General features: G+C 62.3%; 17 protein-coding genes and 1 tRNA gene. 8 read left to right on the forward strand and 10 right to left on the reverse strand.

Features of this window, described 5'->3' with window-relative positions; genetic code table 11:
* The first annotated feature begins 31 nt into the window (after positions 1–31).
* The gene (locus tag ACIU1A_RS20525) at positions 32–811 is read left to right on the forward strand and encodes a thermonuclease family protein (RefSeq protein WP_404925140.1); all 780 of its coding nucleotides are present in this window, start codon (positions 32–34) and stop codon (positions 809–811) included.
* A 323-nt stretch (positions 812–1134) separates the two neighbouring features.
* Here the strand turns inward: ACIU1A_RS20525 and ACIU1A_RS20530 are convergent, their stop codons facing one another.
* From ACIU1A_RS20530 to ACIU1A_RS20540, 3 genes are all read right to left on the reverse strand, one after another.
* On the reverse strand, positions 1135–3000 hold the full coding sequence (locus ACIU1A_RS20530; protein WP_404925141.1) for a TRAP transporter large permease subunit: 1866 nt from the start codon (positions 2998–3000) through the stop codon (positions 1135–1137).
* A gap of 65 nt (positions 3001–3065) precedes the next feature.
* Entirely contained in the window at positions 3066–4049 is a 984-nt protein-coding gene (locus ACIU1A_RS20535; protein ID WP_404925142.1) for a TRAP transporter substrate-binding protein, read from the reverse strand.
* 79 nt (positions 4050–4128) lie between these two features.
* Complete coding sequence (locus ACIU1A_RS20540; RefSeq protein ID WP_140581901.1) at positions 4129–4887, reverse strand: GntR family transcriptional regulator; 759 nt, start codon at positions 4885–4887, stop codon at positions 4129–4131.
* Between the two features lie 167 nt (positions 4888–5054).
* Between ACIU1A_RS20540 and ACIU1A_RS20545 the strand changes: the two genes are divergently transcribed.
* The gene (locus tag ACIU1A_RS20545; RefSeq protein WP_140630281.1) at positions 5055–6254 is read left to right on the forward strand and encodes a mandelate racemase/muconate lactonizing enzyme family protein; all 1200 of its coding nucleotides are present in this window, start codon (positions 5055–5057) and stop codon (positions 6252–6254) included.
* A gap of 9 nt (positions 6255–6263) precedes the next feature.
* Positions 6264–7025 (forward strand): SDR family oxidoreductase, encoded by a 762-nt coding sequence (locus ACIU1A_RS20550; protein ID WP_404925143.1) that lies wholly within the window; start codon positions 6264–6266, stop codon positions 7023–7025.
* A gap of 446 nt (positions 7026–7471) precedes the next feature.
* Here the strand turns inward: ACIU1A_RS20550 and ACIU1A_RS20555 are convergent, their stop codons facing one another.
* Positions 7472–8662, reverse strand: coding sequence for an IS91 family transposase (locus tag ACIU1A_RS20555; protein ID WP_404925144.1), 1191 nt, complete (start codon positions 8660–8662; stop codon positions 7472–7474).
* 3 nt (positions 8663–8665) lie between these two features.
* The gene (locus tag ACIU1A_RS20560; protein WP_404925145.1) at positions 8666–9574 is read right to left on the reverse strand and encodes a tyrosine-type recombinase/integrase; all 909 of its coding nucleotides are present in this window, start codon (positions 9572–9574) and stop codon (positions 8666–8668) included.
* A 403-nt stretch (positions 9575–9977) separates the two neighbouring features.
* Between ACIU1A_RS20560 and ACIU1A_RS20565 the strand changes: the two genes are divergently transcribed.
* The 3 genes from ACIU1A_RS20565 (at position 9978) to xerC (ending at position 11735) form a co-directional block, all read left to right on the forward strand.
* Positions 9978–10223, forward strand: coding sequence for a hypothetical protein (locus ACIU1A_RS20565; protein WP_404925146.1), 246 nt, complete (start codon positions 9978–9980; stop codon positions 10221–10223).
* Between the two features lie 71 nt (positions 10224–10294).
* Positions 10295–10552 (forward strand): helix-turn-helix domain-containing protein, encoded by a 258-nt coding sequence (locus tag ACIU1A_RS20570; protein ID WP_404925147.1) that lies wholly within the window; start codon positions 10295–10297, stop codon positions 10550–10552.
* On the forward strand, positions 10545–11735 hold the full coding sequence (xerC, locus tag ACIU1A_RS20575; RefSeq protein ID WP_404925148.1) for a tyrosine recombinase XerC: 1191 nt from the start codon (positions 10545–10547) through the stop codon (positions 11733–11735). The genes ACIU1A_RS20570 and xerC overlap by 8 nt, the downstream gene beginning before the upstream one ends.
* Before the next feature lie 107 nt (positions 11736–11842).
* Here the strand turns inward: xerC and ACIU1A_RS20580 are convergent.
* Positions 11843–11918, reverse strand: a tRNA-Ile gene (locus tag ACIU1A_RS20580).
* 145 nt (positions 11919–12063) lie between these two features.
* On the opposite strand from ACIU1A_RS20580, the gene ACIU1A_RS20585 reads away from it, so the two are divergent.
* Positions 12064–12774, forward strand: coding sequence for an SIMPL domain-containing protein (locus ACIU1A_RS20585; protein WP_140524832.1), 711 nt, complete (start codon positions 12064–12066; stop codon positions 12772–12774).
* 281 nt (positions 12775–13055) lie between these two features.
* On the opposite strand, the gene ACIU1A_RS20590 is transcribed toward ACIU1A_RS20585, so the two are convergent.
* Complete coding sequence (locus tag ACIU1A_RS20590) at positions 13056–13412, reverse strand: hypothetical protein (RefSeq protein ID WP_140495893.1); 357 nt, start codon at positions 13410–13412, stop codon at positions 13056–13058.
* 355 nt (positions 13413–13767) lie between these two features.
* On the reverse strand, positions 13768–14214 hold the full coding sequence (locus ACIU1A_RS20595; RefSeq protein WP_140496402.1) for a YcgN family cysteine cluster protein: 447 nt from the start codon (positions 14212–14214) through the stop codon (positions 13768–13770).
* A 197-nt stretch (positions 14215–14411) separates the two neighbouring features.
* Here ACIU1A_RS20595 and ACIU1A_RS20600 point away from each other — a divergent pair, with 197 nt between their 5' ends.
* Complete coding sequence (locus ACIU1A_RS20600) at positions 14412–16535, forward strand: OmpA family protein (RefSeq protein ID WP_404925149.1); 2124 nt, start codon at positions 14412–14414, stop codon at positions 16533–16535.
* 362 nt (positions 16536–16897) lie between these two features.
* On the opposite strand, the gene ACIU1A_RS20605 is transcribed toward ACIU1A_RS20600, so the two are convergent.
* Both ACIU1A_RS20605 and ACIU1A_RS20610 read right to left on the reverse strand, forming a co-directional pair.
* Complete coding sequence (locus tag ACIU1A_RS20605; protein ID WP_140686126.1) at positions 16898–17764, reverse strand: NAD(P)-dependent oxidoreductase; 867 nt, start codon at positions 17762–17764, stop codon at positions 16898–16900.
* Positions 17765–17907: 143 nt separating this feature from the next.
* On the reverse strand, positions 17908–18588 hold the full coding sequence (locus ACIU1A_RS20610; RefSeq protein WP_404925150.1) for a response regulator transcription factor: 681 nt from the start codon (positions 18586–18588) through the stop codon (positions 17908–17910).
* Positions 18589–18590: the final 2 nt, after the last annotated feature.

Consider the following 18590-nt stretch of genomic DNA (forward strand, 5'->3'; position numbering starts at 1 on the left):
ACGATATCGAGGTGGGCGGCGTCAGCATAAATTGCCTTATCTGGTGCGCAAATTCCTACCTGTTTCGGCGATACTGATCGCGGCAACGTTGGGATATTTTGTCAATAACGGCGGGGCCGTTGGTGGCACACAGGAACGGGCAATCACCAAGTCGGCCGCAACAGCCGCAGGTCAAACGATTGTAGGTCGCGCTTCCGTCATCGATGGCGACACTATCGAGATTTCCGGCCAACGCGTCCGCTTCAATGGCGTTGACGCACCCGAAGGCAAACAGTCATGCAAGGACGGCAAGGCGCAACCATATGCCTGCGGACGAGCGGCCGCCCGTGCACTGGATGAGTTCCTGGCAGCCTCCCGTCCAGTCACCTGCACGTTTGTCGATTGGGACCAGTATGGCCGCTTTGTAGGCAATTGCGTCCGCGCTGATGGCAATTCCGTGCAGGAATGGCTTGTGAGGAACGGCCATGCGCTCGATTGGCCCCGATATTCACATGGGGCTTTCTCAGGGCAAGAGAAGGCGGCCAGAGCGTCCAGGCGGGGCGTGTGGCAGGGTGATTTTCAGAAGCCGTGGGAATGGCGAGCGGCGCAACCAGAACAAGCGGTTCCTGCAGCTGCCAGCCCCGTTGGTTCCCTCGTGGGCCAGTCCGGCTGCAACATCAAAGGCAACATCAGCGCCAAAGGAGAGCGCATCTATCACGTCCTTGGGCAGAAATATTATAGCCGCACGAAGATCTTCGTAGGGAAAGGCGAGCGCTGGTTTTGCTCCGAGGCAGAAGCGCGGCAAGCTGGCTGGCGCAAAGCGCGGCGTTGAACGCCGATGTTAGCTCCCAATCCTGATTATCCTCCCCCTGATCCTTGGCCACGCGGCTGGGTTCTGTTCGGAATCACGCTCGGGATCATCGGCCCCATGACCATATGGTGGTTGCTGGACTGAGCGTCAGCTATCTGCTGGGTCCGCTCCAGGACCGGAAAGTCAGCAGTCGGCCCCATCGGTCGTCAAGCTGCGTTCGTAGACTTTCAAAAGCGGGAACTGCCTCTAATACATCCGAGTGCCAGCCGATTATGTCGGCACGCACTCGTCAATGCTTGTGGTGCGTACGCCGTTACCTTCGATGCCGAATCCGTTTGGGGAAATCACTCCATCAGATTCCACAAGCCGAGCGTCAGAACCGGGAAAGCGCAGACGAGGGCTAGGACGATGACGCCGGCAAGGAAGAACGGCATGACCTCCCGGAAGACCTTGACCGGTGAGACCTTGGCGATCTGGGCCGAGATGAACACGAGAATCCCGACCGGCGGCGTCAGCCCGCCCATCTGCAGGTTGATGATCATGATCATCCCGAGCTGGACCGGGTCCATGCCGACCGATTTCATCAGCGGCAGGAACAAAGGCGCCAGGATCAGCATCGCCGGAGTCAGGTCGAGGAACATGCCGGCCACGAACAGGATTGCGTTCATCATCAAAAGGAGCAGCAGCTTGCTTTCGCCGCCGACGCCGATCCACTCGATCAATTGCTGGGGAATCTGCTCGGCGATCAAAACCCAGGCGAACGGGATCGATGCCGCGATCAGGAAGCCGATCAGGGCCGAATCCGTCGCGCATTCGACGAGCGAGCGATAGAAGGCCTTCCACGTGTATTCCCGGTAGGCGAACTTGCCGAGGATGAAGGTCCAGAACAGCGCGATCGCCCCCGCTTCCGTCGCCGTGGTGATGCCGAAGCGTATGCAGCCGATGATGATCGCGGCGATGAACAGGGCTGGCAATGCGCGCAGGAACGTCGTGCCGACCGTGCTCAACGGTGCCCTTGCCGACGCCGTTTCATAGCCGCGCTTTCGCGCGACCAAATAAGCCGTCGTCATCATGGCGATCGCGATGAGCACACCGGGCACGTAACCCGCAATGAAGAGCTTGGCGATCGAGACGTCGGCGACCGAGGCGTAGACCAGCATGGCGATGGCCGGCGGTACAACATTCGGAAGGATCGATCCTGCAGCGGTCACGGCACAGGAAAAGGCCGGTGAATAGCCGCGCTTGACCATCTGCGGAACGATGATCTTGGTAGTGCTGGCCGCATCCGCTCCGGACGAGCCGGAGATACCGCCGATCAGCAGGCTGTTCAGGATATTGACGTGGGCCAGCCCGCCGCGGAGATGGCCGACAAGGGCTGCGGCCAGATCGATGAGCCTGGACGACAGGCCGCCGAGATCGAGCAGATAGCCCGTCGTCAGGAAGAAGGGGATGGCGAGCAGCAGGAAGTTCGTCGCGCCGCTCGCCATTGTCTGGACCACGGCCGGGCCGGGAATGATGTCGGCGCCCCAGGTCGTCAAGAATGCGCCGAAAAGCAGCGAAAACGCTACCGGAACGCCGAGAAACAGGCAGACGAAGAAGGTCACCGTCATCAGAAGGCTGGGCGAGATGTCGATGAATGGCAGGAAGGACGAATTGTCCATCACAAGATAGGCGATTGCCGCGGTGACGATGGCAGCCGCATTGCGCAAGAAGGTGCGGCCGTCTCCGTCCTGGAACAGCGCGAACAGGAGCCCGATAGCGGCGGTCGTGGGGATCACGCCGAAGCGGTAGGCGTTCGGCCATTGCAGGGTGATGCTGAGGCCGCCGACGAGGGTGGCGAGCCGATAGCCCGCGAACGCCAGCATGATGAGGGTCAGCGCCACAATGACGTCCCGAAGGAATCGCGTGACGCGGTACCCCGGGACGAAATCGACCGCGACATGCCGTTTCTGCCGGATGCCCATCGCCGCGCCGATGAAGATCATCCAGGTGAAGGCCCAGACAGAGAACTCCTCCGTCCAGGAAAAGGAATCGTTGAAGACGTAGCGTGAGACCACGCCTGCCAGAACGGAAAGCGACATGAGAACGAGCACGACAAAATTGACGGCGCCCATGGCTTTCTCAATGAGAGAAATCACGGGCTCGAACCGCGCCTGAATAGAGGAGCCGCGGCCAAGCGCCGTGGCCTGCACGCTATCTGGAGCTTCCATGACCTTCCTCCCGGCAGTAACGGTAGAGAGCGTCGGCTCCGGTCATGGGGCCGACGCATGAGACGCTATTTGGTGTTCTGGATGATCTTGATGAGCGCGTCGGCGTCGGGGATCTTCGCGGCGAACTCTTTTTGCACAGGTTCCATCAGCGCAATCCAGGGCGCCTTGTCCTCGATCGTCTTGATCTTGGCGCCCTTGCTTTCGGTTTCGGCGAGCGCTGCGCTGTCCGCCTTTTCCTGTAGCGCCGGCAGTTCTTTCTGGGCCTTGACGGCCTCTTCGGTAACGATCGCCTTGTAGTCGTCGGGCAGCTTGTTCCACCAGTTGTCGGCCACCACCCAGGTGCCGAAGGCGTAGATGTAGTCGATCTTCGTGTAGTAGGGCGCGACTTCATAGAATTTGAACGTCAGGTAGTTTGAGGCCGTGTTGTCGAAATAGTCCGCCACGCCGGTCTGCAGCGCATTGTAGATTTCGGGAGCCGGGATCGGCACGGGATTGGCGCCGACCGCCTTCCAGGTCGCAACGAAGAGCGGGCTCTGGATGACGCGCATCTTCTTGCCCTTCACATCGTCCGGCTTATCGATCGGAAAGGTGCTCATCAGGTTGCGGGCGCCGTTGACGGAAAACCCGAGCAGATGGAACCCCTGCTCCTCGAATTTCGGAGCAAGCTGCTCCGTCAGCGGCCCGTTGATCGCAACGGCCTGGGCATCCGACGTCACCAGGAAGGGAAGATCGAGCACCTGGACCTGCGGCACCCAGGACGACAGGACTGAACTGGTGAGAACGCCCATCTGCACGGAACCCAGCCGGATTCCCTGCGCCGCGTCGGCTTCGCCGCCAAGCAGGCTGTTGGGATAGATCTTGATATCGACGTCGCCCTTGGTGCGCTGGCGCACCGCTTCAGCGAAATTCTCGGCAGCGACCTCCTTGGGATTGCCCTTCTGGACGTCGAGCGAAAGCTTGGCGGTGAACTTGGCAGCTAAAGCGTCTGTGGCAGACAGGGCGGTCGCTGCTATCGCGGCGGAAAAGATCAAGGCAAGGATAGATTTCACGTGGGTTCTCCTCTCTGAAGTTTGGAATGCAGAAAATTGGGCGTAGGGTTATTGGCCCATCGCCGGCGACGTTTACAGATCAGATCAGCGGCGCCAGGCTGGCATCGAGAAGCGAGGGATCCACCTCTCTCTCGATCGCTTCGAACATGCTTTCTACGAAAGCGATGAGATCGTTCGTGGCCCTCACCGCCCGATCTTCATGGCGGTTTGCAACGGCATCGAGGATCGCCAGATGGCAATCGATGGCCGCGGCCAGGCCGTCCGTGGCCGACAATTGTGTGTGATGAATCCAGCCGATCCGCCGGAAGATCGTGTGGAGCGGACGCAACGTATGCTCGAGAAACGGCTCGGCGGCGGCGGAGAGAATAAGCTTGTCGATGCGGCGGTCCAGAACGTTGAAGGCATCGACCGTCAATGTATCTCGCCGCTCTCCCAGTAGACGGGACATATGCAGCAACTGGTTGCGGTGGGTCGACTGCGAGCGTTCGGTCGCAAGCTGGATAACGAACCGCTCCAGATCACCGCGAAGCCGGAGCAGCGTCCGGTCACGGGCAAGATCGATCGGCGCGATTTGGAGCCCGTGGCGCGGATGGACGACGATCAGGGTGTCGTCAGCGAGCCTGCCGACGGCCTGATGGACCGGCGTACGACTGAATCCCGAGAGGTTCTGAAGCTCCTGGATCGAAAGCCGGCTGCCCGGCCTGAGCTCACAGTTGATGATCAGCCCCTCGATCCTCTCGTAAGCGAGCTCGAAGAGATTTCTAGAATTTTGTCGCCGGGGCGCATCCTCCGCCACCAGCGAATCCGCCAGTTTCGGCACTGTTCGTTTGTTAGCCATGCCAATCCTCCCGAGACGGCGTTCCAACTCACCGTAAAAACTCTTATGACATATTGTGATATATCACAACAGGGATTACGCTGCCGTACGTTACCGGGGAACGTGGTCACTCATGACTTGACCGTGCGCCGTTCTCTGGAAGCAATATCTGGAGGAGGATTTCGACCATGAAAATCACTGCGCTTGAAACCCTGCGCACCGAGGAATTCTCCAACGTCCTGTGGGTGCGCGTGCACACCGATCAAGGCACGATCGGGTTGGGAGAAACCTTCTATGGCGCCGGCGCGGTGGAAGCTCAGATCCACGACACGCTGGCGGGCCGTCTTCTTGGACAGGACCCACTGCGCATCGAAGCACTCAATCGGATCATGACCGACCTGCCGATGGCGCAGGCATCGACGGGCGTCGAATATCGCGCCGCTTCTGCCATCGACATCGCGTTATGGGACCTGTTCGGCAAAGTCTGCCATCAACCGGTGCATCAGATGCTTGGCGGCCTCTGCACCGACAGACTGCGGGTGTATAACACCTGTGCGGGGTATGGTTACGTGCGCAACAAGAATATCCGCCCGGTCGACACCTGGAACCTCGGCAACAAGGAGGGTCCTTATGAAGATCTCGCAGCGTTCATGACCGATGCGGGAGCGCTGGCCGAGAACCTGCTCGAAAGTGGCATTACAGCCATGAAGATCTGGCCGTTCGACCCGGCCGCGCAGGAAAACCGCGGCATGTTCATCAACGCCGAGCAGATGAAAAAGGCGATCGAACCCTTCGAGAAAATACGCAAGCGGGTCGGCGACAAGATGGAGATCATGGTCGAGTTCCACTCCTTATGGAACCTGCCGACAGCAAAGACAATCGCTCGCGCGCTCGAGCCCTATCAGCCGACCTGGTATGAAGATCCCATCCGCATGAATTCTCCGCAGGCGTTGGCGGAATATGCGGCCTCAACCGATGTCTGGGTATGCGCCAGCGAAACGCTCGGCACGCGGTTCCCCTACAAGGACATGCTCGATCGCGACGCCACTCATGTCGTGATGGTCGACCTGTGCTGGACCGGCGGCCTGACGGAGGGGCGAAAGATCGCGTCCCTCGCCGACACCTATCACCGCCCCTTCGCCCCGCATGACTGCACCGGGCCGGTCGGCTTCGCGGCCGCCGTGCATGCGTCCTTCAGCCAGCCCAACACGCTGATCCAGGAATCGGTTCGGGCGTTCTACGACGGCTGGTACAAGGAACTGGTCACTGTGGTTCCAACCATCAAGGACGGCTATGTGCTGCCGATGGAAGGTCCTGGCCTCGGCGTCGACCTGCTTCCTGCGGTATACGAGCGCTCTGACCTCATCTGCCGTAAATCCGAACTGTGAGGCACTGATATGACTCTGTTCGATCTCTCCGGTTCCACCGCTCTCGTCACCGGTTCTTCCCGGGGCCTTGGCCGCGCGATTGCGGAGGGGCTGGGCGCCGCCGGTGCCCGGCTTGTCCTCAACGGCCGTGCCGGCGCCGGCCTCTCGAAGGCCGCGCACGAAATGCGCGCCGGCGGCAACGAGGTGCACGAAGCCGTTTTCGACGTGACCGACGAGGCAGCGGTCAAAAAGGCCTTCGACCGCTTCGACGCTGAGGGGCTCGCGGTCGATATCCTTGTCAACAATGCCGGCATCCAGCACCGGCAGCCGATGGTCGATCTGTCGCTTGCCGACTGGCAGCGCGTGATCGACACCAACCTGACCAGCGCCTTTCTCGTCGGGCGCGAAGCGGCACGCCGCATGATCCCGCGCGGGCACGGCAAGATCATCAACATTGGCTCACTCACCAGCGAACTCGCGCGCGCCACCGTCATCCCGTACACCGTTGCAAAGGGCGGTATAAAGATGCTCACGCGCGGCATGGCGGCCGAATGGGCGAAATCCGGCATCCAGGCCAATGCGATCGGCCCCGGCTACATGCTGACCGATATGAACGCGGCCCTCGTCAACGACGAGAAGTTCGACGCCTGGGTGAAGGCAAGGACCCCAGCCGGCCGCTGGGGCAAGCCGGAGGAGCTGATAGGCACCGCCGTCTTCCTTGCGTCGCGCGCCTCGGATTACGTCAACGGCCAGATCATCTACGTCGATGGCGGAATGATTTCCGTTTTGTGAGCAGTGCCTGCATGCTCCTTTGAGTAGGCTCTAAATCTTGTCGGACATCGATCAACTCGTTGTCGCGTGGCGCCAACTGGGTCGCTACGTATCCGGTACGCATGTCCGCCGTCATTGTTCAGGCGCCGAAAGCTGCCAGTCCGCTTTCGTGAAGAGTTTCGGGCGCCGGCAGGCGTACGAAAGTCCCCGAGGAAGGAACCCGCGGGCCACAGGCGATGGCTATGGGGATTTCGGATTTCGGCAGATGTCGGCGATGGCGCGACCGCCGTTGGGGAGCTCTGGGGTGAATGCGGACAGACCGCTTCGTTGCGCCTCCGCGCGGTGTTGTCGGGACGGTGGGCGGCTGGGCGCGGCTCTGTCGGCGTCGATAATCACCATAGACGTGCGTCGATCCGTTGCCGGAGGCTGAGTGCCTGCAGCTGAAGGCTGAACCAATCCATGCCGGGTCATGGCGTGCTGCTCCCGGTCGACCGGGAACCGTATGGCGGTCCGCGCGGCTGCCTCCATCGTTCGAACACCTCGATCACGATCATGCGGCCGCCACAGCATGGGCATGGCGGGCGGAAGTTGTCCGGTTCGTCTCTGGTGTCATGGTCGGACGGTGCGGCGACGTTCAGGAGTTCGCGAGCGAGCGCGAGGCTGGCCTTGCGAGCGGAGCCGGCAAGCAGGCCGTAGTGGCGGATGCGATGGAAGCCGCGCGGCAACACGTGGAGCAGGAAGCGGCGGATGAACTCGTCGGTCGCGAGCGTCATGAGCTGCTGCCGGTCGGCGCCTTCGCGACGATAGTCCTTGTAGCGGAAGGTGACGCCGCTCTCGTCGAGGCGAATGAGGCGGCTGTTCGAGATCGCGACCCGGTGCGTGTAGCGCGACAGGTAGGCGAGCACCGCTTCCGGGCCGGCGAAGGGCGCCTTGGCGTAGACCACCCAGCGCTTCTTCCGGACGGGAGCGAGGTGGCGCAGGAAGGCCCGGCGATCTGCGAGATGAGCAATTGCGCCGAAGAAGGCGAGCCGGCCAGCGTCGTGCAGCGCGACCAACCGGGAGAGGAACAGGCGGCGGAACAGCTTGCCGAGCACGCGCACCGGCAGCAGGAAGCCCGGACGCGACGATATCCACCGGCTTCCGTCCGGCGCAATGCCACCGCCCGGCACGATGTGCACGTGCGGATGGTGTGTCATCGCCGAACCCCATGTGTGGAGCACTGCGGTGATGCCGATGCGCGCGCCGAGGTGCCTGCGATCGGCCGCGATCGTCAGCATCGTCTCCGATGCCGCCTTGAACAGCAGATCGTAGACCGCCGCCTTGTTCTGGAACGCGATGTCGGCGACCTCGGCGGGCAGCGTGAACACCACATGGAAGTAGCCGACCGGCAGCAGGTCGGCCTCGCGCTCGGCAAGCCATGTCCGTGCCGTCGCACCCTGGCACTTCGGACAGTGCCGGTTGCGGCAGGAGTTGTAGGCGATGCGCCACTGGCCGCAGTCCTCGCAGGCCTCGACGTGACCGCCAAGGGCCGCGGTGCGGCAGTGCTCGATCGCCGACATGACCTTGAGCTGCTGCAGTGTCAGATGCCCTGCATGGGCGGCCCGGTAGGCGGACCCGGCAATGCGGAAGATGTCGGCAACCTCGATCGAGGCGCGCACGGCTCAGATGTCGGGCGAGACCTCTTCCGGTTTGAACAGGCCAAGCTTGTCGAGCGGGCTCGTGATGGTGCGCACCGTGCGGGTTGCGACCTTGGTGTAGAAGGCGGTGCTATTTAGCTTGGCGTGCCCGAGCAGGACCTGGATGATCCGGATGTCGGTGCCGTCCTCCAGCAGGTGGGTGGCGAAGCTGTGGCGCAGCGTGTGCGGCCCGACCCGCTTGGCGATGTCGGCGGCCTGGGCTGCCTCGACGACGATGCGATGGAACTGCCGCGTGCTGATCGGCTTCATCGGATGCTGCCCCGGAAACAACCAGCCGTCGCGGTGCATCACGCCCTGCTGCCGCCCGACCTTCCACCACTGGCGCAGCAGCGCGAGCAGGTCCTCTGACAACATGGCGTTGCGATATCGCCCGCCTTTGCCGTGCTCGACGCGCAGCAGCATGCGCTCGCTGTCGACGTCGGCGACCTTCAGCATCGACACCTCCGCCACGCGCAGGCCCGCGCCATAGGCGACCGACAGCGCGGCCTGGTGCTTGAGGCAGGTGGTGGCGTTGAGCAGCCGGGCGACCTCGTCGCGGCTCAGTACCACCGGCAGCTTGCGCGGGTGCGCCAGACGAACGAGCTTGCGCGCCAGATCGGGACGATCGACCGTATGCGTGAAGAAGAAGCGCAGCGCCGACACGATGCTGTTCATCGTCGGCACGGGAACGCCGTCCTCCTGCTGCTCGATCTGGAACCGGCGCAGGTCGTCGGTGGTTGCTGTGCCTGGTGATCGCCCAAGGAACGTCGCCAGGCGTCCGATGTCGCGGAGATAGTTGCGTTGCGTCTCCCGGGAGAAACGCCGCATGTTCATGTCGTCGATCAACCGCTGACGAAGTGGACTGATGGGTGCATCAAGAACAGGATAGGGCATGGTCAGGCTCCTTGTTGAAGAAGCCCGTGATGCTCTGCCGCTGCCGAACCCCGCTCAACGCAGGCGCAACAGCCGGTTCTTGATCTCTACCTCAACCGCCGGCGCCCTCCCGCGCAGCGGGTTCGTTCCACGGCCCCGAACGCGACGTCTGAGTAGTGGCTCACCGATCGCCAGCTCAGCGAAGCCGCCCGCAGACTGGCTCCACGGATTGCTACCCTGCCGGAATGGCCCCATTCACACGTTGCTGCCAGTTCACGCCGCACGGACTAGTCAGGCCGCTTCCGCTTAACGAGACTCTTCTTATTTTAGCCAACACTATCTCCTCGCTACGAAATGGCAACTAGGATGTGGCTTTGTGCTTCGATACCACCATGCCCGGAATATCAGGACCGAGGCAGCGTCCATGAAGGGTGACGCAATCTCGTATGCCCCGCGAGGGCTATCTCGTGAGGAAGCAGCTCGTTACATCGGTGTCGGATCGACGCTTTTTGACGAGATGGTCGCCGATGGGCGCATGCCAAAGCCCAAGCGCATCAACAGCCGCGCTATCTGGGATCGTGTAGCCCTGGATGTCGCTTTTACCTCGTTACCGGACAAAGATAGCGGCCTTCAAGAGCTGTTGCAACGAAGCAAACGGGACCTAAAATAAAGATACCAACTACGCTGGTTGCGTATGCGCTGCAGGCGTAGTATGGTGATGGCCGGCACGGAAGGGATGACGTGAACGAGAATGAAAAACTTGCGCAAGAAGTCAAAGCCTGGCGGGCCAAGGGCGGGGTCACTGCCGAAGCCGCGGCCAAGGCGCTGGGAGTACCGAAGCGCACCTTTGAAGGCATAGAGCAAGGCAGAGGGTTCCCCTACCCGGTGCTCCTGCGCGCTGCCATCGAAAGCAAAACCCTTTCGCTACAAGCGATGCTGGAGAACTCCCCGCGAGCTGATCACCGGCGGAAGAAGTCTGGAAGGAACGTTGATGGCTAGGCCGTTCAAGGATGCGCGCTATCCTGGGGTCTCTTCGCGTCTCAAGAATGGCAAGCTAGCTTATCGCTACCGCGCAAAAGGCATGCCTGAAATCCACCTTCCCGGTAAGCCAGGAGATCCCGAGTTCGAGGTGGCTTACGAGAAGGCCACGCAGGGCCAACATAAGAATGCAGCTATTATCGATTTGCCCGGTCGGGCACTGCCAAAAACGTTTGGCCATGCCGCGCGTCGACTTGAGACCACGATGGAGTGGCTGGATTTTGATGAAGCAACGCAGCGGAAGAATGCGCGGCTGATCGAGCGCTTTCTCAGCCTGAAGGTGGATCCTGCCTATCCGCTGACGTGGCGCGAAACGCCAGTCGAACACCTCGACGCGGATCGGCTTCGCGCCATAATTGAAGGCATCTTCAGAACGAACCGTACGGTCGCCAAACACATGTTGGTGGCCATAAAGAAGCTTGTATGGGTCGCGACCGACATTGAAAAATGGATAAAGCCGCAGGACGATCCCTCGTTGTCCATCCGCGTGCGAGTGCCCAAGTCGACCAAGAACCCGGCCTGGCCGATCGCGATGCGCGAAAGGTTCGAGGAGCGACACCCCATCGGGACAGCCGCACGCACCTGCTATGCACTCGGCTTCTGGCTTGGAAATCGTCGCGGCGATATCGCTGCTCTTGCGTGGGATGATCTTCTAACTGAAGAGATCGAGCTGTTCGACGGCTCGCTGGTGCTAATCGAGGCCTTTGATTTCCGACAGAAGAAGAACCGCAACCGCCACGGCGGGCGCGAGATGTTCATCCCAGTCGTAGGCAAGCTAGCAGCGGCCTTGGAGCCGCTTGATCGATCGCAAGGCGGCACCGTCTTAAAAAACGCGTATAGCAGGTCATTTTCGGAAAAAAGCCTGACGGGCATGATGCAGCACTGGACGCGGCAGGCGGGAATTCCTAGCGGCTACACGCTCCATGGCCTGCGCCGCACCTTCGGCACTTACCTCGCTGAATGCAATATCCAAGCGCGGGCCATCATGGAGGCTATGGGCCATTCCTCCATGGCGGTAACGGATGACTACGTGCGCGAGGCTAACAAGAAGCGGATGGCAGTTGATATTGCCCGTGCCATCAACGACCGCGAGGCCAAACGCGACGCCATGAAGCGGCGGGCAAACCTCCGCATCGTCAGATAATCAAATCGAGTCGGAACAAACCGGGACCGCGGCCTTTGTTTTGGGCCCATAATGGGCCCAAAACGTTTTGGGCCGAGGCCACTTTTCGTCAATGAAAACAATGGTCATGGTGGGCCCGGAGGGACTCGAACCCCCAACCAAGCGGTTATGAGCCGCCGGCTCTAACCATTGAGCTACAGGCCCCACGCGGGCTGGATTAATGTTTTTCGCATCGCGGCACAAGGCTTTCCGGGACCGCTGGTCACAATCGTCCAAATCAGCCCATAATCGCGCCATAAGGAGCCGCGTGCGCCCGCTGGGCGCGGATATGCTTACCCGAGGAGATTTCATGACCAGACCTCTTTTGCCCCTCGCACTCGCCGCCGCCATCGCCTTTCCGGCGCTGGCCGCGGCCGCTGAGTCGCCGACACCGCCCCGTATCGTGGTTTCGGGCGAAGGGGCGGCGACCGTAGCGCCCGACCTGGCGGTCCTGACGCTCAGCGTCATGCGCGAAGCCAAGACGGCGCGCGCCGCACTGGATGCCAACAACGACGCCATGGCGGCCGTGATCGCCGCGATGAAGTCGGCCGGCATCAAGGACCGCGACCTCCAGACCGCGGGCATCCAGATCAATCCGCGCTATAACTACACAAACAAGCCCGACGGCGGCCAGGAGGCCGAATTGATTGCCTACCAGGTAACCAACACGCTATCGGTGCGCGTGCGCGACGTCGACAAGACCGGCGAGATCCTCGACAAGGCGGTATCGCTGGGCGTCAACCAGGGCGGCGGCATCGTCTTCACCAACGACAATCCGGCTGCCACCGTCACCGAAGCGCGCAAAAAGGCGGTGGCCGATGCCATGGCCAAGGCCAAGACGCTGGCGGAAGCCGCCGGCGTCAGCATAGGCCGGGTGATCGAAATCACTGACCAGAACATCGCGCCGCCACCGATGCCGATCAACGCCAAGGCCTTCGACGCGGCCGTCGGTGCTGCTCCGGTGCAGGCCGGCGAGAACGCCTACAATGTCCAGGTCACCGTTACCTTCGAACTGAAATAAGCGTCTTCGATGGTCCATGGCCGAGCCCGACCCTGAACCGTCCGCCGTGGTGCATGAAAAACCCGCGGGATCGCTCCCGCGGGTTTTTTGAGCCGCATTCTTCCCGAAGGAAAGCGGCTCCACTACTCCAGACCGACCTTCGCAGAAGGTCGTGTCTCCAGACTGATCCTGAAAGGATCATGTCTCCAGACGGATCTTCGCAGAGGGTGGGTGTCTGCCGACTGACCCCGCAGAGGATCATGCCGCTACCAACCCTCGCAGAAGGTCGCGCCTTAAGAGGCTCAGCGGTTGATGATAGGGCAACCACGCTCGTTGGCGAACACGATGACGACGCGGTCGCCATACTGGCGGCCCATCACCTTGACCGTGCGGCGGCTGACGTCGACGATGCGGGCACGGTGCAGCCCCATGCGTTCGGCCTTGTTCAGGGCCCAGTCGGGCGAACAGCCGCGGCGCCAGTCGTCGCGGCGTTCATCACGGCGGTGGCGATAACCGTCATCGCCGGCATAGACGCCGAAGCGCGGATCGTTGTTGTTGCCGAAGCCCAGGTAAAGGCTGTCGGCATGGGCGGGAACGGCCGCCAGCGTACCGAGGCCGACGAGGGCCGAAAGGGCTGCCGTTTTCACCGTGTTGAACATGGTCTTCTCTCCTTGTTGCGGGCTCTCGCCCGTCCTCTTGAAATCGATGATGGGAGAATGCACCCGCCTGTCTGAACTATTTACGAACCCGCCGTTCATCCGCGGTTCATGTGGCGGAAAAAGGAAGCTTCTGCCGGTTTTCCAACAATGTGCCCCAAACGTCTCGCATGGTTCCTGGTTCCTGCGCGCCCTTGCGGACACCGGCCTCAGGGCTCGGCATACCGATGCGAGCCAGGCTCCGCATATCGATGCGCGCTATGGCTCGTCATCCCGATGCGAGCTATGGCTCGTCATCCCGATGCGAGCTATGGCTCGTCATCCCGATGCGAGCTATGGCTCGTCATCCCGATGCGAGCTATGGCTCGTCATCGAGCATATAGTCGAAATAATCCTCCGGCTCGGCCAGGTCCGTCTCGCTGGCCTTGACCCGGCCGCGCATCGACATGCCGGCCTCATGCACCGTCTCGGCACTGCCCGACACCAGACGGTGCCACCAGTAGAGATCGCGCCCCTCCGCGACCAGCCGGTAGGCGCAGGTGCTGGGCAGCCAACTGATGGTGCGTACATTTTGCGGCGTCAGCCCGACGCAATCGGGAACGCGCGCCAGCCGGTTGTGATAGTCCGAACAGCGGCATGTCTGCGCGTCGAACAGGCGGCAGCCGACGCTGGTCCAGTAGATGTCGCCAGTATCCTCGTCCTCGAGCTTCGACAGGCAGCATTTGCCGCAGCCGTCGCAGAGCGATTCCCACTCGGCCGGGCTCATTGCTTCCAGCGTCTTTGTTTTCCAGAACGGCGTTTCCATCTCCGGCATGTGGCCCCAGCCGCCGCGAAGGTCAAGCAGGGCAAAGGCTGGAATGGGGCGGCACCCCCGTCGAAAGACATGAAGTTGCCTTCAAAAGGCCGGCCAATCGCCCCGTACGGTCCCTAACCATGAGCCGCCGGAACCAATTTCGTTAAAATCGGTTTCGGCAAGGATGGGACCCCACAAGGAGAATTTCGATGAAACGCCAACCACGGATTCTGGCAGGCACCGCACTCGGCCTGCTGATGGCATCCGCGCCGTTGGGCGCATCCCCGCTTCAGGGAAGTGCCGCGTTCGGCCCCATGCGAGACAGCGCAATGCCGCTGGTCCTGGCCCAGGACACCCAGACTGACGATGCACAGCAGAGCGACCAGGAACTGCTACGCAAGAAGAAGCGCGATCAGCAACAACAGCAGACCGAACAGGCACCCGCACAGCAGCCCGCGCCAGCCGCCGAGGAACAACAGCCACGCAGGAAGAAGCGCGATCAGCAGCAGGTCGAGCAGGCGCCCGCTGGTGAAGCCGCGCCCGCCGTCGAGGAACAACAACCGCGCAGGAAGAAGCGCGATCAGCAACAGCAGACCGAACAGGCCCCCGCGCAGCAGGCCGCACCAGCTGCCGAGGAACAACAGCCACGCAGGAAGAAGCGCGACCAGCAGCAGGTCGAGCAGGCGCCCGCCGGTGAAGCCGCGCCCGCTGTCGAGGAACAGCAGCCGCGCAGAAAGAAGCGCGACCAACAACAGCAGACCGAACAGGCACCGGCGGGCCAAACGGAACCTGCCAACGACAAACAGCGCAAGAAGCGCAAACAGGAGCAGCAGGCCGAGCCCAGCGCCGTGCCGACACCGAAGGAAGCACCTGCCGCAGAAGCACCCAAGGCAGAACCGGCACCCTCAGGCGAGAGGCCGGCAGCCCAGGGCGAACAAACCCAGGACAAGAGGAAAAAGAATGCCAGACAACCGGCTAGCGAGCAGCCGGCCAACGGCGAACAGCAGCCGGCCAATGGCGAACAACAGCAAACCGGCAGGCAGCCTGCAACGGGCGAGCAGCCGGCCACGGGTGAACAGCCCAGTGCCGGCAAGGCCGCGCCTGTCCAGGGGCAAAACCCCGAGCAGGCCGAGACGCCCGCCGACAAGAACGCTGCCCCCATTCTCGACAGCCAGAAGGATGCCCGACGCCGCGGCCGCGGCGAGAACGGCCAGGCCAGCAGGAACCCCGCCAACCAGAATGGCGAGCAGCAAAATGGCGAGCAGCAGAATGGTGGGCAAAACGCCCGGCAGGGCGGTGCTCAGGGCCGCCAACCCGCGGTCGCTCCCGTCGACCAGGGTCCGCCTCCGACCGACGATAGAGCTGCTCAGCAGGAGATCAAACCGGAAAAAATCGTCCCGGTTACCGAGGAGAAGGGCAAACGCCTCGAGCGCGCACCGGACGAGAACATCCGCGACCGCCGCCGCCCCAAGGGTGTCGACGTGCTCAAGGAGATCGGCGATCGCGTCATCATCCAGCTCAACGATCAGACATACGTTCAGAGCAGTGACCGCCCGCGCCTGACCCGCGGCGCCAAGGATGTCTACTATGAGGATCTGTCGCAAGGCCGCACGCGCGAGACAGTCGAGCGCGACAACGGCGTGCAGATCGTCACCATCCGCAACCGCTACGGCGACATCATCCAGCGGTCGCGCATCATGCCCGACGGTCATGAGTATGTGTTGAGCTATGTCGACGAACGAAGCTACGACGACGATAATGATTGGCGCGATCCGGGCGACGACCTACCACCGATGCGGCTGACCATTCCGCGCCGGGACTACATCCTTGACTCCGAAGAGGTCGAAAGCCCGGACGACTACTATACCTTCCTCGAGCAGCCGCCGGTGGAGAAGGTGCAGCGCCTCTATTCGATCAACGAGGTCAAGCGTTCCGCACGAGTGCGCGACATTGCCCGACGCATCGATCTTGACACGCTGAACTTCGAATTCGGCTCTTCCTCGATCTCCGATGCCGAGGTGCAGAAGCTCGAGGGTGTCGCCACGGCCATGGAGAAGCTGTTGAAGAAGAACCCGGCCGAGACCTTCCTGATCGAGGGCCACACCGACGCTGTCGGCACACCGGAGGCGAACCTCGCTCTGTCGGACCGCCGCGCCGAAGCGGTGGCCGAAGCGCTGACCAACGCCTTCGGCATACCGCCTGAAAACCTGACCACGCAGGGCTATGGCGAGGAATATCTGAAGGTCGACACCTCAGGCCCCAATCGCGAGAACCGGCGTGTCGCCATCCGCCGCATCACCTCGCTGGTGGCGCCGGTGGCGAGCAACAACTGACCACGATCCGGGAGCCGGAAACCGGCTTTCGGAAAAGATCATGGTCCACAAATGTCTGCATTTCCAGACGCTTGAGCAGGCTTCTGGAATCGGATCGGTAAAAAGCCCATCCCGGTTTCGCCGGGATGGGCGAGATCGCGGCAACGGCCCAAGTTCACAAGAATTGTCCTGGCGTCGGGTCCCGCTCATTGAATCGCGAGATGGCCTACCCCAGATTCAGGATCGGGCGTTCCCTGCCCCGTCCCGACTCCAGCGGGACGCACTGAGCCCCGCCGGCCCTCTCCGGCGGGGCTTTTTGCTCAGAGCAACTCCAGGAATGTCTGAAACCGAGTTCCATCCGGAATTTGCGCCTCGATACATCTTTAGAAAGCCGTCCTGATCTTCGTGTCGGAATTGGCAAACACCTCGTCCGGGACAAAAAAGTCGCCGGCCAGCGGCCCGGCCGCACCCGGCGCATACACCGAAAAATCGCTGATCCCCTCGGCGCGCAGCACTTCCTCGTCGATGTAGAAATTGCCGGTCGCTTCGCGTGATGGCCGCATGAAGATAGCATGCGCGGCATCGGCCATGATTTCGGGCGAACGGCTCATCGCGGCCACCATCGCGCCGCCCAGAAGATTGCGCACCGCCGCGGTATCGATGGTCGAGATCGGCCACAGCGAATTGACCGCGATGCCGTCCTTGGCGAACTCCGCGCTCATGCCCAGCGTGCACATGGACATGCCGAACTTGGCCATGGTGTAGGCGACATGGTTCTTGAACCACTTGGCCTTCATGTCGAGCGGCGGCGCCAGATTCAGGATATGAGGATTCCCGGCCAACTTCAGGTGCGGAATGCACATTTTGGAAACGAGAAACGTGCCGCGCGTGTTGATCTGGTGCATCAGGTCGTAACGCTTCATGTCGGTTTCCAGGGTCCCGGTGAGCTGGATGGCGCTGGCATTGTTGACACAGATATCGATGCCGCCGAATTTTTCGACCGTCTTCGACACCGCTTCGGCCACTTGCGCCTCCTCGCGAATGTCGCACAGGACCGGCAGCGCCTTGCCGCCGGCTTGCTCGATCTCTTCAGCGGCGGTGTAGATCGTGCCCGGCAGCTTCGGATGTGGCTCGGCGGTCTTGGCCGCGATCGTCACATTGGCGCCGTCGCGCGCGGCGCGCAAGGCGATCGCCAGCCCGATGCCGCGCGACCCGCCGGAGATGAACAGCGTCTTTCCCTTGAGCGACATTTTTCCTCCGCTTGCATTGTCCGGTGGCGCGATCCTTGCCTGTGGCGGTCCCGGATACAAGAGCTTGCGGCGGCAGGCCATGCTGACGCTGCGGAGGGTCCATTCGTTGGCGATGATCGTCAAATTCCGGCTGAGACGTCACCTCAGACCAACACCAGCCCCTGCCGCATGGCAATGGCGATGGCATCCGTTCGGTTGGCGGCGCCGAGCTTGATCAGGATCGCTGCGACGTGGAACTTCGCCGTATGCACGGAAATGTCGAGCCGCCGCGCGATCACCTTGTTGGGGGCGCCCTCGGCCAGCAGCGCCAGCACTTCCGCTTCTCGCGGCGACAGCGCCGGGCGGGCGGCATGCTCGTCGGGATGCTCCTCGTCGAAAAGGCCGTCGCCGCCAATATCGCCGCCGTGGAAATCATCGCGGCGGCCAGGAACGGATCCGCTGTCGCCAAAGACGCGGTAGCCGGCCGCCGCCAGCCTGGCGGCGGCCGCAATCAGCATTGCATCCGCCGCCGTCGGCAGCACGGCGAACACCTGCCCCTGCGGCCGTGCCAGGCCGGCCTGCGAAGACAACAGCACCCGCGCGGTCGCGGCGGGAACGGCGGCGCCCTTCCCTGTTCCCGCACCCGTGGGGCCGGCGGTCTCGTCGACGATGGCGACATCAACCGCTTCGCTGCTGCCCGGCGTCACCGGCAGCAGATCGTCGGTCGCGGCAAGCGACACGGACAGCCGCTCGGCGCGCGCGGCATCACCGAGCGCCACCAGCACGACCAGCTGCCGCTCGCCGGTGCCGCTTCCTGTCATCTCGCCTGTCGCGATCGCGTCCATCA

This window comes from Mesorhizobium maamorense, assembly GCF_044998965.1.
Taxonomy (GTDB): Bacteria; Pseudomonadota; Alphaproteobacteria; order Rhizobiales; family Rhizobiaceae; genus Mesorhizobium.

Bases quoted from the DNA above. Each gene is read 5' to 3' on its own strand.
- ACIU1A_RS20530 (WP_404925141.1), bottom strand. From the start codon at position 3,000: ATGGAAGCTCCAGATAGCGTGCAGGCCACGGCGCTTGGCCGCGGCTCC.
- ACIU1A_RS20540 (WP_140581901.1), bottom strand. From the start codon at position 4,887: ATGGCTAACAAACGAACAGTGCCGAAACTGGCGGATTCGCTGGTGGCG.
- ACIU1A_RS20545 (WP_140630281.1), top strand. From the start codon at position 5,055: ATGAAAATCACTGCGCTTGAAACCCTGCGCACCGAGGAATTCTCCAAC.
- ACIU1A_RS20550 (WP_404925143.1), top strand. From the start codon at position 6,264: ATGACTCTGTTCGATCTCTCCGGTTCCACCGCTCTCGTCACCGGTTCT.
- ACIU1A_RS20560 (WP_404925145.1), bottom strand. From the start codon at position 9,574: ATGCCCTATCCTGTTCTTGATGCACCCATCAGTCCACTTCGTCAGCGG.
- ACIU1A_RS20565 (WP_404925146.1), top strand. From the start codon at position 9,978: ATGAAGGGTGACGCAATCTCGTATGCCCCGCGAGGGCTATCTCGTGAG.
- xerC (WP_404925148.1), top strand. From the start codon at position 10,545: ATGGCTAGGCCGTTCAAGGATGCGCGCTATCCTGGGGTCTCTTCGCGT.
- ACIU1A_RS20585 (WP_140524832.1), top strand. From the start codon at position 12,064: ATGACCAGACCTCTTTTGCCCCTCGCACTCGCCGCCGCCATCGCCTTT.
- ACIU1A_RS20590 (WP_140495893.1), bottom strand. From the start codon at position 13,412: ATGTTCAACACGGTGAAAACGGCAGCCCTTTCGGCCCTCGTCGGCCTC.
- ACIU1A_RS20595 (WP_140496402.1), bottom strand. From the start codon at position 14,214: ATGGAAACGCCGTTCTGGAAAACAAAGACGCTGGAAGCAATGAGCCCG.
- ACIU1A_RS20600 (WP_404925149.1), top strand. From the start codon at position 14,412: ATGAAACGCCAACCACGGATTCTGGCAGGCACCGCACTCGGCCTGCTG.
- ACIU1A_RS20605 (WP_140686126.1), bottom strand. From the start codon at position 17,764: ATGTCGCTCAAGGGAAAGACGCTGTTCATCTCCGGCGGGTCGCGCGGC.
- ACIU1A_RS20610 (WP_404925150.1), bottom strand. From the start codon at position 18,588: ATGGACGCGATCGCGACAGGCGAGATGACAGGAAGCGGCACCGGCGAG.